The sequence below is a fragment of the Henriciella mobilis genome (assembly GCF_003576315.1).
In the GTDB taxonomy this organism is placed as follows: Bacteria; Pseudomonadota; Alphaproteobacteria; order Caulobacterales; family Hyphomonadaceae; genus Henriciella; species Henriciella mobilis.
On the sequence record NZ_QWFZ01000039.1, the window covers coordinates 254,537 to 269,012 of the forward strand.

General features: G+C 61.3%; 15 protein-coding genes and 4 tRNA genes. All 19 read right to left on the reverse strand.

Annotated elements, in window-relative coordinates; genetic code table 11:
* Complete coding sequence (nuoG, locus tag D1227_RS18415) at window positions 1–2,100, reverse strand: NADH-quinone oxidoreductase subunit NuoG (RefSeq protein WP_119405724.1); 2,100 nt, start codon at window positions 2,098–2,100, stop codon at window positions 1–3.
* A 3-nt stretch (window positions 2,101–2,103) separates the two neighbouring features.
* Entirely contained in the window at window positions 2,104–2,484 is a 381-nt protein-coding gene (locus D1227_RS18420) for a hypothetical protein (protein WP_119405725.1), read from the reverse strand.
* A 15-nt stretch (window positions 2,485–2,499) separates the two neighbouring features.
* Window positions 2,500–3,804 carry an NADH-quinone oxidoreductase subunit NuoF gene (gene nuoF / locus D1227_RS18425; RefSeq protein ID WP_119405726.1) on the reverse strand — a complete coding sequence of 435 codons (1,305 nt, stop codon included), beginning with the start codon at window positions 3,802–3,804 and terminating at the stop codon, window positions 2,500–2,502.
* Entirely contained in the window at window positions 3,804–4,865 is a 1,062-nt protein-coding gene (gene nuoE / locus D1227_RS18430; protein ID WP_119376601.1) for an NADH-quinone oxidoreductase subunit NuoE, read from the reverse strand. The genes nuoF and nuoE overlap by 1 nt, the downstream gene beginning before the upstream one ends.
* A 40-nt stretch (window positions 4,866–4,905) precedes the next feature.
* Entirely contained in the window at window positions 4,906–6,105 is a 1,200-nt protein-coding gene (locus D1227_RS18435) for an NADH-quinone oxidoreductase subunit D (protein ID WP_119376600.1), read from the reverse strand.
* Window positions 6,098–6,721, reverse strand: coding sequence for an NADH-quinone oxidoreductase subunit C (locus D1227_RS18440; RefSeq protein ID WP_119377125.1), 624 nt, complete (start codon window positions 6,719–6,721; stop codon window positions 6,098–6,100). The genes D1227_RS18435 and D1227_RS18440 overlap by 8 nt, the downstream gene beginning before the upstream one ends.
* Before the next feature lie 17 nt (window positions 6,722–6,738).
* Entirely contained in the window at window positions 6,739–7,308 is a 570-nt protein-coding gene (locus tag D1227_RS18445; RefSeq protein ID WP_119376599.1) for a NuoB/complex I 20 kDa subunit family protein, read from the reverse strand.
* Window position 7,309: 1 nt separating this feature from the next.
* Window positions 7,310–7,675, reverse strand: coding sequence for an NADH-quinone oxidoreductase subunit A (locus D1227_RS18450; protein WP_407646984.1), 366 nt, complete (start codon window positions 7,673–7,675; stop codon window positions 7,310–7,312).
* A gap of 333 nt (window positions 7,676–8,008) precedes the next feature.
* Window positions 8,009–8,083, reverse strand: a tRNA-Phe gene (locus D1227_RS18455).
* Window positions 8,084–8,172: 89 nt separating this feature from the next.
* Window positions 8,173–9,417, reverse strand: a complete 1,245-nt coding sequence (locus D1227_RS18460) for a pyridoxal phosphate-dependent decarboxylase family protein (RefSeq protein WP_119405727.1) — start codon at window positions 9,415–9,417, stop codon at window positions 8,173–8,175.
* A gap of 42 nt (window positions 9,418–9,459) precedes the next feature.
* A tRNA-Arg gene (locus D1227_RS18465) sits at window positions 9,460–9,536 on the reverse strand.
* Window positions 9,537–9,547: 11 nt separating this feature from the next.
* A complete protein-coding gene (locus D1227_RS18470; RefSeq protein ID WP_119376596.1) occupies window positions 9,548–9,853 on the reverse strand; it encodes an ETC complex I subunit in 306 nt (101 codons plus the stop codon).
* A 29-nt stretch (window positions 9,854–9,882) separates the two neighbouring features.
* Window positions 9,883–9,959, reverse strand: a tRNA-Pro gene (locus D1227_RS18475).
* Window positions 9,960–10,004: 45 nt separating this feature from the next.
* Entirely contained in the window at window positions 10,005–10,439 is a 435-nt protein-coding gene (locus D1227_RS18480) for a PaaI family thioesterase (protein WP_119405728.1), read from the reverse strand.
* Window positions 10,429–10,896: a DUF192 domain-containing protein gene (locus tag D1227_RS18485; protein WP_119405729.1), complete on the reverse strand. Its 468-nt coding sequence runs from the start codon at window positions 10,894–10,896 to the stop codon at window positions 10,429–10,431. Before D1227_RS18485 ends, D1227_RS18480 begins: the two co-directional genes overlap by 11 nt.
* Before the next feature lie 36 nt (window positions 10,897–10,932).
* Window positions 10,933–11,466 (reverse strand): cold-shock protein, encoded by a 534-nt coding sequence (locus D1227_RS18490; protein ID WP_119405730.1) that lies wholly within the window; start codon window positions 11,464–11,466, stop codon window positions 10,933–10,935.
* 101 nt (window positions 11,467–11,567) lie between these two features.
* Window positions 11,568–11,642: transfer RNA gene (locus D1227_RS18495), tRNA-Glu, on the reverse strand.
* Between the two features lie 77 nt (window positions 11,643–11,719).
* Window positions 11,720–13,507 (reverse strand): single-stranded-DNA-specific exonuclease RecJ, encoded by a 1,788-nt coding sequence (recJ, locus tag D1227_RS18500; protein ID WP_119405731.1) that lies wholly within the window; start codon window positions 13,505–13,507, stop codon window positions 11,720–11,722.
* Window positions 13,508–13,510: 3 nt separating this feature from the next.
* Window positions 13,511–14,467 (reverse strand): class II fructose-bisphosphatase, encoded by a 957-nt coding sequence (glpX, locus tag D1227_RS18505; protein WP_119405732.1) that lies wholly within the window; start codon window positions 14,465–14,467, stop codon window positions 13,511–13,513.
* Window positions 14,468–14,476: the final 9 nt, after the last annotated feature.

Sequence of the window (14,476 nt, forward strand, 5' to 3'; positions counted from 1 at the left end):
CTACTCCGCTGCTACAGGCGTTTCAAGGCCGCGCTTCATGAGCGAGCACTCCGCCATCGTCTTAGAAGCCCGGGCAATCGGGTTGGTGAGATAGAAATCCTCGAACGCCGCGCCAAAAGGACGCGCCTTTTCAAGCCCTTGGGCGGCGGCTGGCGCCTCCCGCAAGGCTTCGTACCCGGCCGTCCCCGGTGCGAAACCGAGCCCCGCGAAGACCTTGTTTTCTTCACGCAGCACTTCCCGCAATTCGTCCGCCGAATCATAAGGCAGTGTCTTGTCCACGACATCGGACAGCGCCCGGAAAATCGCCCAGCCCTCGCGCGCCTCGCCCTTTGGCTGGACAGCCTTTGAGGTCATCTGGACCCGGCCTTCGGTGTTCACATAGGTCGCGTCCATCTCGGTATAGGCCGCGCAAGGCAGGATGACATCCGCCTTCGACGCACCGGCCTCACCATGGTGGCCGACATAGACGACCTTCGTGTCGCCGAGATTGCTGAGGTCATGCTCGTCACCGCCAAGCAGTACGAGCGTATCGAGACCGCCCGACAGCATCGCCGCCGTGTCGCTGCCGCCCTCACCCGGCACGAAACCGACATCAAGTGCACCGACGCGGCCGGCGGCATTGTGCAGCACGCCGAACCCGGCCCAGTCTTCGCTGATAGCGCCTGCATCCAACGCGATCTTGTGCGCTGCGTTCAGAACGTCGATGCCGTTCTCGCCAACCAGCGCATGCTCGCCGATGACGACCATCGGCCGCTTGGCATCCTTGAACGTTTTCACGAATTCGCTGCTACCCGACAGAAGGCCCGGAAGATCGCCCGGCCCCGTTCCGAGATGCTCATAATCATAGGTCAGGTCGACCGGCTCACCGACGACGCCCACCTTGAGATCGTTCCACAACCAGGCCTTGCGGATCCGGGCATTCCAGACAGCCGCCTCGACGCGTGGATTGGTGCCGATCAGCAGCAGCGCATCGGCGTCTTCGATTCCCATAAGGGTCGGATTCAGAACGTATTTCTCGCGAACACCGTCCGCGCCGTAGCCCGCGCCGGCGGGCCGGCAGTCTAGCGACTTGGTCCCGATCTTTTCTGCCAGGTCCTTCGCCGCCTTCAGCTGTTCGACCTCTGTCAGGTCGCCCGAGAGGAAGCCGATCTTGTCCGCCGGTCCACCCAGGAGCTCTGCCGTACGCGCCAGCGCTTCCTTCCAGCTGGCCGGACGCAGCTTGCCATTCTCACGCACATACGGCTTGTCGAGGCGCTGGCGGGCAAGCCCGTCCCAGATGAAGCGCGACTTGTCCGACAGCCACTCCTCATTCACCTCTTCATTGAGAACCGGCATGATCCGCATCACCGCCGAGCCCTTGGCATCGACACGGATGGCGGATCCCATGGCATCCATGACGTCGATCGACTCGGTCTTGCGCAGCTCCCAGGGCCGCGCATTGTAAGCATATGGCTTGGAGGTCAACGCACCCACCGGGCAAAGATCAATGACATTACCGGATAGCTCAGAGGTCAGCGATTTTTCGAGATAGGTCGTGATCTCCGCATCCTCGCCGCGCGAGATCATGCCGATCTCCTCGACGCCAGCCACTTCAGCGGCAAAGCGGACACAGCGCGTGCACTGGATACAGCGGGTCATGATCGTTTTGACCAGCGGGCCCATATTCTTGTTCTCAACCGCGCGCTTGTTCAGCGCATAGCGCGAGCCGGCCCGACCATAGGCCATCGCCTGGTCCTGCAGGTCGCATTCACCGCCCTGGTCGCAGATCGGACAGTCGAGCGGGTGGTTGATCAGCAGGAATTCCATGACGCCATTGCGCGCCTTTTCGACATAATCACCCTTGGTGAGAATGTTCGGCGGCGTGCCATCCGGATTCATGCGCATTTCGCCGACGGTCTGCGCGCAGCTGGCAATCGGCTTCGGCGCGCCTTTCCACTGAACCAGGCACATGCGGCAATTGCCGGCCACCGACAGGCGCTCATGATAACAGAAGCGCGGAATCTCGGCGCCCGCTTCCTCACACGCCTGCATCAGCGTGTAGGACTTCGGCACTTCGATGTCCTTGCCGTCAATATTCAGCTTGAAAAGATCGTCAGCCATGAATCAGAACTCTTTCACGGGATTGAAGTCGGATTTCCGCGCCGCCGTATTCCAGCGCGCAAGAAGATAGGTCGGGATGATCACGAACAGGCCGCTCATCATGCTGGATGGCCGCCAGATCCGCTCCACGAACAGGTCGTAGGTGACGCCCAGGAGAAGCGCCAGCGTCGCCACAGCAAGGATCGCCCAGAGGAATTTGGTCGAGACTAGCGCCAGCAGGCCGAGGCCGGCCAGCAGCCCCATCTTGATGACGGGAAGGAACACGCCTGGTGCCTGCAACATATCCGGCCCCAGCAGGCGCGCGAGCAGCATCAGGCCGAATACGTTCGTCCCGATGACAATAGCGCACCAGATGGCGGTGATGATGTTGCGCAGCAGGTCCATGCCCCTCGTCTTCCCCTATTCCGCAGCGACGGTGCTGCCCTGCACGAGCGCGCGCGGCGCCCGGTACTGGGTGATGCGGTCTTCGATCTCGTGCCGGAAATGACGGATCAGCCCCTGGACCGGCCAGGCCGCCGCGTCGCCAAGCGCACAGATCGTGTGGCCCTCGATCTGCTGCGAGACGTCCAGCAGCATGTCGATTTCCTTGTGATCGGCTTCACCCTTCGCCATCCGCTCAAGCACGCGCCACATCCAGCCGGTGCCTTCGCGGCATGGCGTACACTGGCCACAGCTTTCATGCTTGTAGAAATAGGAGATGCGCGCGATCGCCTTGATCAGGTCGGTCGACTTGTCCATCACGATGACCGCCGCTGTACCGAGGCCTGAGCGAAGGTCACGCAGCGTGTCGAAATCCATATGGGCGTCCATGATCTGCTCGGCCGGCACCATCGGCACCGACGAGCCACCCGGAATGACGGCCTTGAGATTGTCCCAGCCGCCCTTGATGCCGCCGCAATGGGTCTCGATCAGGTCCTTGAACCGGATCGACATCTCTTCCTCGACATTGCACGGCTTGTTCACATGGCCGGAAATGCAGAAGAGTTTGGTGCCGGTATTGTTCGGGCGGCCGAAGCCAGCGAACCAGTCTGCGCCGCGGCGCAGGATGGTCGGCGCAACGGCAATGGATTCAACGTTGTTGACGGTTGTTGGGCAGCCATAGAGGCCCGCATTCGCCGGGAATGGCGGCTTCAGGCGCGGCTGGCCCTTCTTGCCCTCAAGGCTTTCCAGCAGCGCGGTTTCCTCGCCGCAGATATAGGCGCCGGCGCCGTGGTGGACGTAGAGATCGAAATCCCAGCCATTGATATTATCCTTGCCAATCAGCTTGGCCTCATAGGCTTCCTTGACCGCCTTCTCGAGCGCCTCGCGTTCGGCAATGTACTCGCCGCGCAGATAGACGTAACAGGCATGCGCGCGCATGGCGTAGGACGCGACCATGCAGCCTTCGATCAGCAGATGCGGATCATGACGCATGATTTCCCGGTCCTTGCAGGTGCCAGGCTCGGATTCGTCAGCGTTCACGACGAGATAGTGCGGGCGGTCCCGGACTTCCTTCGGCATGAAGGTCCATTTCAGGCCGGTCGGGAAACCCGCCCCGCCGCGCCCGCGAAGGCCTGACGCCTTGATCTGGTCGCAGATCCATTCCGGGGTCTGCTTCAGCATTTCCGGAACCAGGTGCCACGCGCCGCGCTTCTTCGCCTCTTCGAGATCGGGCGAATGCGTACCATAGAGATTGGTAAAGATGCGGTCCTTATCCTGCAGCATTACTCGTCACCTTCTTCCCGGCTCGATTCGACTTCGCCGGCATCGACCCGTTTGGAGAATTCCGTCTCGGCGCCGCTGGCCAGCTTTTTAGCTTGCCCGACCCAGTCCTCACGGCCAATCCGGCCGCGGAAGGACAGATAGCCCTCGACCCATTTCACATTGTCCGGCGTCCAGGCTGCGATCTGCTCGAACGTATAGATACCAAGCGCGTTCAGCTGGTCCTCATTCTTGGGACCGATTCCGCTGATCCGCTTGAGATCGTCTGCCGGCTTGTCACCCTGCAGCGCTTCGGGCTTGTCGCCTTCAATCTCGGCCTCATCGACTTTCGGCTCTTCGCGATCAGTGTTCGTTGGCGGTGCCTTGTCGGGCTCAGCCTTGGCCTCCGGCTTCGGGTCGCTGGCAGGGGCCGCTTCCGGCAGGTTCGGAAGCGTGCTGACACCGTTGCGGCTGCCGTCATAGAGCCCTGCGTCCTTCAGCGTGGTGGCCCCACCTTCCGGCGCGCTTTTCTGACGGTCCACGAAGGTACCTGGCGCCACATCCACGCCATTCTTGAGCTTGTCCAGGATCTCGCCGAGCGATTCCGGCGTGAGGTCCTCGTAATAGTAGTCATTGATCTGGACCATTGGCGCATTCACGCATGCGCCGAGGCACTCGACCTCTTCCCAGGAGAGACGCTGGTCGTCGGTGACGGCCATTTTCTTGCCGATCTTCTTCTCGCAGACCTTTTTGAGATCATTGGCACCGCGCAGCATGCACGGCGTCGTGCCACAAAGCTGGACGTGATGCTTGCCGACCGGCTGAAGGCGGAACATCGTATAGAAGGTCGCGACTTCGTAGACGCGAATATATGGCATCTCCAGCCTGTCCGCGACGGCACGCATGGCCGGCTCGGACAGCCAGCCATTATTGTCTTTCTGGGCAAGCCAGAGCAGCGGAATCACAGCCGAACGCTGCTTGCCTTCCGGATACTTGCCGAGCCAGAACGCGATGGTCGGCTCGGTCTCCGGCTTGAAGGCGAAGCTGTCGCCGCCAGCTTCCATGTCAAAACGACGAAGTGCCATTATTCGGCCCCTCCGGAAAAATTAGCAACAATCAGAACGCTCACCGGTCGATCTCCCCGAACACGATATCGAGCGAGCCGAGAATGGCCGACACGTCGGCCAGCATGTGCCCCTTGCAGAGATGATCCATCGCCGCGAGGTGCGGATAACCCGGCGCGCGGATTTTCGCGCGATAGGGACGGTTCGAGCCATCCGACACCAGATAGACACCAAACTCGCCCTTTGGCGCCTCAACAGCGGCGTAGACTTCGCCCTCAGGCACGTGGAAACCTTCGGTGTAAAGCTTGAAGTGGTGGATCAGCGCTTCCATCGACCGCTTCATGTCTCCCCGGCGCGGCGGCGAGACTTTGGTTCCAGCCAGCAGAACTTCACCCGCCGGCATGTTCTCGATGCACCACTTCATGATGTCGTTGGCGATCAGCATCTCTTCCATGCGGACCACGTAGCGATCGTAATTGTCGCCATTGTTGCCGACGACCACTTCGAAGACCTCGCCCGGAATTTCGTCATAGATTTCATAGGGCTGCGAACGGCGAAGGTCCCATGGCAGGCCGGAGCCGCGGACCATGACGCCAGAAAAGCCCCATTCCATGATGGTCTTCTCGTCAACGACGCCGATATCGACATTGCGCTGCTTGAAGATGCGGTTTTCCGAGATCAGCCCTTCGATATGAGCGAGCTTCTCGGGGAATTCCTCGCAGAAGACCATGATGTCATCGATCAGCGCCTGCGGCAGGTCCTGGTGGACACCGCCCGGCCGGAAATAGGCCGAGTGCATGCGCGAGCCGGAGGCCCGCTCATAAAAGCCCATCAGCTTCTCGCGCTCTTCAAAGCCCCAGGTAATCGGCGCAAGTGCTCCGACATCCATCGCCTGCGTCGTGATATTGAGCATATGCGACAGGATGCGGCCCATCTCCGAGTAAAGTACCCGGATGAACTTCGCGCGGCGCGGCACCTCAATGCCGAGCAGGCGCTCGATTGCGAGGCACCAGGCATGCTCCTGGTTCATCGGCGCGACATAGTCGAGCCGGTCGAAATAAGGCAGGCCCTGGAGATAGGTCTTGTATTCGAGAAGTTTCTCGGTGCCGCGGTGCAATAGGCCGACATGGCTGTCGATCCTTTCAATCACCTCGCCATCGAGATCCATGATCATGCGAAGCACGCCGTGCGCGGCCGGGTGCTGCGGACCAAAGTTCAGCGTGAATTTACGCTCGTCGATCGGGGTTGCGTCATCAGCCATTGCTTGGCTCCTCCCCTGCTTTCTCGTCGCCGGGCAGCTCCTTGGTCATGCCTTCCCATGGCGAAAGGAAATCGAAATTCCGGTATTCCTGGACAAGTTCGACCGGCTCGTTGACCACGCGCTTTTCAAGGTCGTCATAGCGCACCTGGGTAAAGCCGGTGAGCGGGAAGTCCTTGCGCAGCGGATAGCCCTCGAAACCGTAATCCGTAAGAATACGGCGCATGTCCGGGTGGCCGGCAAAGCGGATGCCGTACATGTCGAACGCTTCGCGCTCGAACCAGTTGGCACTCGGGTGCAGGTCAACAAGGCTCGGCACCGGCGTCGCTTCGTCGGTCTTGATCTTGATTCGAATGCGCTGGTTCAGCCGCATGGAGAGGAAGTGATAGACTACGTCAAAGCGCTGGCTGCGTTCCGGCCAGTCGACCCCGCAAATATCGATCAGCGTCTCGAAGACGCACTGATTGTCGTCCTTGAGGAACTTGGCGAGCTTCACGATCCCGTCGCGTTCGGCATAGACCGTCAATTCGCCATGCTTGACCTCATAGCGCTTGACCAGATCCGCCACGGCTTCACTGGAACGGATATGGTCGCCAAGATCGTTTAGAGCGTCTGTCATGTCTGTCGGTCCGGCCATTAGCGTTCGATCGAGCCTTCGCGGCGGATTTTCTTCTGCAGCTGCAGCATGCCGTAAACCAGCGCCTCCGCGGTCGGCGGGCAGCCCGGAATGTAGATGTCGACCGGCACGATCCGGTCGCAGCCGCGTACAACGGAATAGGAATAGTGGTAATAGCCGCCGCCATTCGCGCACGAGCCCATGGAGACCACATAACGCGGCTCAGGCATCTGGTCATAGACGCGGCGCAGCGCCGGGGCCATCTTGTTGGTCAGCGTGCCCGCGACGATCATCACGTCCGACTGGCGTGGGGAACCGCGCGGCGCCATGCCGAACCGCTCAAGGTCATAGCGGGGATTGCCGGCCTGCATCATTTCGACTGCGCAGCACGCCAGACCAAACGTCATCCACATCAGCGAGCCCGTCCGGGCCCAGGCGATCAGATCGTCGGCGCGGGCTGTGAAGAAGCCCTTGTCGGCAAGGTGGTCGGACAGGCCAGCAAAGAACGGGTCGTCGGCCCGGACATCGTGTCCGCCTTCGACACCGGCGCGGCCGGCTCCGAGTGCATATGGTTTGAAATCGTCGGCCATATTATTCCCACTCCAGCGCTCCGCGGCGCCATTCGTAGATAAAGCCCACGGTCAGCACGGTGAGGAAGAGGACCATGGACCAGAACCCGAAGACACCGATCGTTCCGAGGCTCACAGCCCAGGGAAACAGAAAGGCCACTTCGAGGTCAAAGATGATGAACAGGATCGAGACGAGATAGAAGCGGACATCGAATTTCATCCGCGCATCGTCAAAGGCATTGAAGCCACATTCATAGGCCGAATTCTTGGCCGGGTCGGGTGCGGACGGCGCGAGAATGGCCGATCCTAGAATGAACAGCAGGGAAATGATGACGCCCAACCCGAGGAAAAGGATGACCGGGAGATAGTCGAGCGCAAACTGTTCGATCTCTGTCATGAGGGCGACTCCTGATCGCTTGCCGTCGAAAGCGCCGGGTTAGGACGCTTTCGGCAGATTGGCAACACGTCACCTCATCAATCATAGGGCATTGAGCTGCAGAATCCGCCCCTTGGGCATGCGGCCTGGTGACACGGTGCTGGATCGGGCATCTGGCACGCGCTGCAAACAGGCCGCGCTGCCCCGAAATAGCGACCAAGAGCGCGACTCATGCGTGGCGTACATCGAAAGGCCAAGGCTTCTTCATTGGACACCTGCCGGCGCGTTTTCACACGAAAATCAATTCACTGGATCGATTTCTTTTCGCGGCAGATGAAGAATGAATGGTGCCCGGGGGCGGATTTGAACCACCGACACGCGGATTTTCAATCCGCTGCTCTACCCCTGAGCTACCCGGGCTGGCCGCTTGGGGAACGCGCGTCATAGCTCTGCTGACCCGCCTTGTCCAATCCCCTTTATCAAGTTTTTGCAGCACCCCTGCAGAGGGCTCAGCTGTAGCGGGCTTCGACCTTCGGCTTGCTGCCCGCTTCGCCCGACCGCACAGCCTCGCAGGCGGCTTCGAGATCGGCCAGATAAGCGTCCACTACATCGGCATGCTTGGGCGACAGCATGAGATGCAGGCTGGGCGGCTGCTTCGTCACGGATGTGAACCAGCCGCGCCGGTAAATCTCGCCATAGAGCGCGAAGGAATGCAGGTCGGGATGATGAAAGGCGATCAGGCCAAGGACGGGCTTGCCGACGACCTGGAAACCGAGCCGGTCCAGCCCGGTCTCCAGGCGCTTGCGCGTCTCACAGACCTTGCCCTGCAAACGGCGATAACCTTCGACGCCCAGATAGTTCATCACCGCCCATGCCGCCGAAATCGCTCCGCCTGGACGTGTGCCGGCCAGTGTCGGCGTTTTCATCGGCGCACCGGACCAGCCGGCAAAGTCAAACGGCATGAAGCTGTAAAGATCCTCCGACCGGAACAGCACAGTAGAGGCACCCTTGGCGGCATAGCCGTACTTGTGAAGGTCGGCGCTCATCGACATCACGCCCGGCACCTCGAAATCAAACGGCGGAACCGGCTCGCCATTCATTCGCGCGAATGGCGCGAAATAACCGCCAACGCACGCATCGACGTGCAACCAGACGCCTTTCTCCTGCGCGAGGCGGCCCAGCTCTTCTATGGGATCGATGATCCCGTGCGGAAAGTTCGGCGCGGAGCCGACCATCATGATCGTATCCTGGTCCACGGCCTCACCCATCGCGGCCGGGTCTGCCTCGAAACTGCCATACGTCTTCAAAGGGATACGGCGAACCTCAATGTCCATGAGGTGGGCAGCCTTGTCGAAGGCCAGATGGGCCGACTGCGGAAGGATGATGTTCGCTTGCTCTCTCGCCCTGCCCTGGCTGCGGGCGTAGTCGCGCGCTGTCTTCACCGCCATGGTAATCGAATCGGTCCCGCCGGAGGTCATCGCCCCGGTCGCCCCCTCCGGGCCGTGGAGCAGGCCGAGCGCCATGGAGATCACGTCCTTCTCCATCTGCGCGAGCGACGGAAAGGCCAGCGGTCCGAGACCGTTCTCCGACATGAAGGCCGTATAGGCTTCCTTCTGAACGCGCTCGACATCCTCGCCGGCATTGAAGACATAGACAGCCGTCTTGCCATCCCGCCATTTGGCATCGCCCGCGCCTCGCGATTCCAGCTTCGCCTTGATCGCCGGCCAGTCCTGGCCCTTTTCTGGTAGTTTCATAGCTCGCACCTCCCGCCCACAGCATAGCCGGGTTGCGCGCAATGGCGACCCCTGCAGGACTTGAACCTGCAACCGTCGGATTAGAAGTCCGGTGCTCTATCCAGTTGAGCTAAGGGGCCGGATCGGGCGCTCAGTGCGTCCAGGGTTGCTTGCGATAGGCAGAGAAGTTCTCTGAATAGGACTTCACCAGCCGTTTCGGCTCCCTCGGCTCGTCGACCGTGAAGGTCAGCTTCTCGCGCTTGGCATAGTCGATTGCCTGCTCGCGCGTTTCAAAGTGAAGACGGACCTGGCCGGTCGTATCGTTGATGCTCGTCCAGCCCATGACCGGATCGGCCGAGCGTTCAGCCCCCGAACGGAACTCCAGAACCCATTCATGCGTCTTGCCGCGGCCTGACTGCATGGCTGACTTACGGGGCTTGTAGATACGTGCGTCCATGCCGAACCTCCGAACGAGCCGTCAATCGATGGTCGGAGCGAGAGGATTCGAACCTCCGACCCCCTGATCCCAAATCAGGTGCGCTACCAGGCTGCGCCACGCTCCGACATCGGACGCCCCTTCTATGAAGACACTGTCGGGCGGGCAAGTCCTATTTGCTGGTCCTGCGCAGTGCGCGAAAGGTTGCGTCCGCGCGCGCTGCCAGTTTCTCGCCGCCGACGAGCATCTCGGCCTCGACATGAACGACACCATCGTCGACCGAAACCACTCTCGGATGCGCCTCCAGCCAGTCGCCGGGGCGAATCGTATCGTAATAGCTCGTTGTCAGCTTGAGTGTCACCGACATGCGATGCGTCGCATGCCAGACCGCCCAGGCAAGCGCGCCGTCGGCAAAGGCGCTGACCATGCCGCCATGCATGAAGCCCATGCTGTTGCAGTGCCGGTCGAGCACCCAGAGGCCGCTCCTGATGTCGCCGGTCTCGATCGCCCGGTAAACGGGGCCGTTGCGCGTTGTGAAAGGCCCGCGAGATTTCGAGATCTCGAATCCGGGCGGCGGCGGCTTGGCCTCGCCCTCCTTATCCGACATCAGTGGCGAAAATCGCGTGATTAACTGTATCGCCCGGCTCGATGCCAAGCGCAGCGGCGCGGCCACCGTTGATCTCGAGGACACCTTTCACCGGCATTCCCGGCGAAATCGTGCGCAGCGACCCGGGAACCGTATTGCGGGCAATCATCTGGATCGTGCCATCGGAGGAGATGAACAGCATGTCGAGCGGAATCAGCGTGTTCTTCATCCACATGGCCGGCTCTCGAGGATTGCCGAAGTCGAAGAGCATGCCGGCATTCTCGGCAAGCGACTCGCGGTTCATGAGGCCATAGGAAATTTCCTCAGGCTCGTCGGCGATCTCGATTTCGAAGACCTGCTCGCCTGCCTCGGTTTCAATGGTCAGCGTGCCGGTCTCCAGCCCCTGGGCCATCGCCGCAGCGAAAGAGGACAGTGCGAAAAGGACCAGCGCGGTCATCGTAGATGTGATCAGCTTCATGGAGCTTCGTGTAGCGCCATCGCATCGGGGCGGCAACTATCCGTTGTCGTCCTCTTTCAGCGTTGCGGATGCGATATGCTCGCCCTTCGGGCCTGTCTCGATCGTCGCCACAAGCAGCGTCCCTGATTCGACGCCGCTGATCCCGCCCCGGCGCAGGACGGAAATATGGACGAAAATATCAACATCGCTATTGGGCCGGTTCACGAAGCCGAAGCCCTTTGTGGCGTTGAACCATTTGACTATGACCGTTTCAGGCTCAGCCACCTCGCCCATTTCGCGGGCGAGGACCGCCTTGGGTCGGTCCATCTCGAGGATGTTATCGACCTGCCAGCCCTTGCCGCTGCGAATAGCGTCGCAGACGATGCGGGCGCCCTCATCGGCATAGGCTTCGCCAAATTTCCGAAGACAGGAGATGTGCAGCATGACGTCCGAACGGACTTCGTCATCGACCGTGGAGTCAGGAATGACGAAGCCATAACCCTTGGCGACGTCAAACCATTTGATATGCCCGATAACCCGTACCACGGGCTCAGGTTCAGGCCGTTCGCTTTTCGAAGTCAATGCAGTCATCTACCATCAGTCCCAATTGATCGATGATATGAACGGAAATGGCGAAAGTCATCCCTGGGATGACCGTAGATTCACCAATTGCACGAAAACTGTGATGAAAGTGGCACTCCCTAGGGGAATCGAACCCCTCTTTCCAGGTTGAAAACCTGGCGTCCTAACCGATAGACGAAGGGAGCGCTCGGTTGGAAGGCGTGCGTATAGCGAGGCTTTTTCCGCGGTTCAAGTCGAGTTTCAGCATCCGCTCCAGTTTTTATCAGTTCGATGCCGCGTCGGCTGCATCAACCACTTCAAACTGGACGCGTCTGCGCCCGTTCCACTCATTTTCCTTCAGACGGCCCACAAGGTGCACATTGCGCCCGGCATTGATGGCCTGACCGGCTTCAGTATCGGCCGCGCGCCAGTAAATGCATTCCAGGCGGGCCGAGCCGTCATCGGCGATGAACCGGACATGGTTCTGGCCCACGATGCGCGGCGATAGCGGGCGGACATCCCTGATGGCGAAAACAGGCTGCGGCGCGCCCTGACCGAAGGGTCCGAGGGAGTCGATCTGCTCACAAAGCTCGAGCGTGGCCGCAGCCGGAGCCAGCACGCCATCGACCTCTAGGCGAAGCGCTTCCGCCCGCGCCTCGGCGAATGCGCCCATGTGGGTGGCCATCCAGTCGCTGAAGGCTTCGATTCTTTCAGGCTCTACGCTCAGGCCGCCGGCCATGGCATGCCCACCGCCTGTCAGGATCACGCCTTCCCGGGCCGCCTGGCTGATCGCGTCGCCGATATTGACGCCCTTCACCGAACGGGCCGAGCCTTTCGCGACTGGGCCAAGCCCCTCGCCATGCCCGATCACGATGGTCGGCAGGTGGAAGCGGTCCTTCAGGCGTCCAGCAACAATCCCGATGATGCCGGGATGCCAGCCCTCGCCCGAGGCGACAATCACATTGCGGCCGGGCTGCTGCTCGATCTGCCGTTCGGCCTGTGCCGTCGCCTGTTCGAGAATCATGGCCTCGACGGCCTTTCGCTCCTGATTGAGGCCATCGAGCTGCTCGGCGAGTGCAATCGCTTCGGCCCGGTCGTCCGTGGCCAGTAATTTTGCCGCGAGCCACGGGTCGCCGACGCGCCCGCCGGCATTGAGCCGCGGCCCCAGCATGAAAGTCGCATGATAGACGCTTTCCACCGTCCCGATCCCTGCTATGTCAGCAAGGGCCCGCAGGCCCGGATTCTGGCCGCGCGCCATGATCTTGAGCCCCTGGCGGACAAAGGCCCGGTTGGCATCCTGCAGGGGCGACATGTCGCAAAGCGTGCCCAGCGCGCAGAGGTCCAGCCATTGCAGAATGTCGGGCAACCCGCCTTCGGGCGCGATTCCCCGCTCGCGCGCCACCTTGTTCATGGCGGCCAGTAAGACGAATACGACACCCGCGGCGGCCAGATGCCCATATCCGGATGTATCGTCCGCCCGGTTCGGATTGACCAGTGCAGTCGTCTCCGGCAGGGCCGTGCCCATCAGGTGGTGGTCGACGACGATGACCGGGAGCGCGATACGGCGGGCCTCTTCAAGCGCAGCCGTCGCTGCCGCCCCGCAATCGACAGTGACGACGAGGTCGGCGCCCTGCTCTTTCAGATGGCGAAAGGCTTCAGGTGATGGGCCGTAGCCTTCAAGGAGGCGGTCGGGAACGTAGAGGCCCATCTCCCGCCCCCAGTGCCGGAAATAGCGCGCCAACAAGGCGGAGGAGGTGCCACCATCGACGTCATAGTCAGCAAAGACAACAACGCGCCGGTTTTCAGCGATGGCGTCCAGCAGAAGGCCGGCGGCCTTCTCCATGTCCTGGAAGGTCGAGGGGTCGGGAAACGTGTCCTTCAGACGGGGCGCGAGATAGGACGCAGCGCTGTCTGCTGTCACGCCGCGCAACATCAGCAGCCGGCAGACAAGGTCAGGCAGACCGGTCTGCAGGGCAAATTTCCGCAGCGCGTCTTCATCGGTTGCCGACAGGGACCAGAAACGTCCCGTCAGCGAACGCTCTACTCCGAAAAGCCGACCGACGTCCGGCATCGCCTAGGCTGTGCGGTGGCGCGTGGTAATCTTGCGGACCATGCCGTCGGCCGAGCTCATGACGAGCGTGTCCGTGATCGTGACACCCGGGCGCGAGACGACGCCATCCACCAGGCCGCCCTTGGTGACGCCCGTGGCGCAGAATACCGTTTCGCCGCTCGCAAGCTCGTTGAGGTCGTATTTGCGGTCGAATTCCTCGACACCGACCCGGCGTGCCCGGTTCTTCTCGTCCTCATTGCGGAAGACCAGCCGGCCCTGCATCTGACCGCCGACACATTTCAGCGCCGCTGCGGCCAGCACGCCCTCAGGCGCACCGCCCTGCCCGACATAGAGGTCGATCCCGGTGTCGGAATTGGTTGTGTTGATCACGCCAGCGACGTCGCCATCAGAGATCAGGCAGATGCGCGCTCCAACGCTGCGCAGGCTTTCGATGATCTCGGCATGACGCGGACGGTCGAGCACACAGGCGGTCATCGCCTCGACCGGACGGTCGAGGAGTTTCGCCAGCGCCTTGATATTGTCGGCCGGCGACTCGTCGAGATCGACGATGCCCTCCGGAAAGCCGGGGCCAATCGCAATCTTGTCCATGTAGGTATCGGGCGCATGCAGCAGGCCGCCGCGTGGCGCGATCGCCAGCACGGCCAGCGCATTTGCCATCGCTTTTGCAGTCAGCGTCGTGCCTTCAAGCGGATCCAGCGCAATGTCGATCGCCGGACCGTTACCGGTGCCGACTTCCTCGCCGATATACAGCATCGGGGCTTCGTCGCGCTCGCCTTCACCAATCACGATACGGCCTTGGAAGTTGACCGAGTTGAAGGCGGTCCGCATGGCATCGACGGCAGCCTGGTCGGCTGCCTTTTCATCGCCCTTGCCCGCCAGCTTGGCCGCCGCAATAGCAGCCACTTCGGTAACCCGAACCATCGCATCGGAGAGATGCGGCACCAGAACACTTTCTGTCATTTCTTTCCC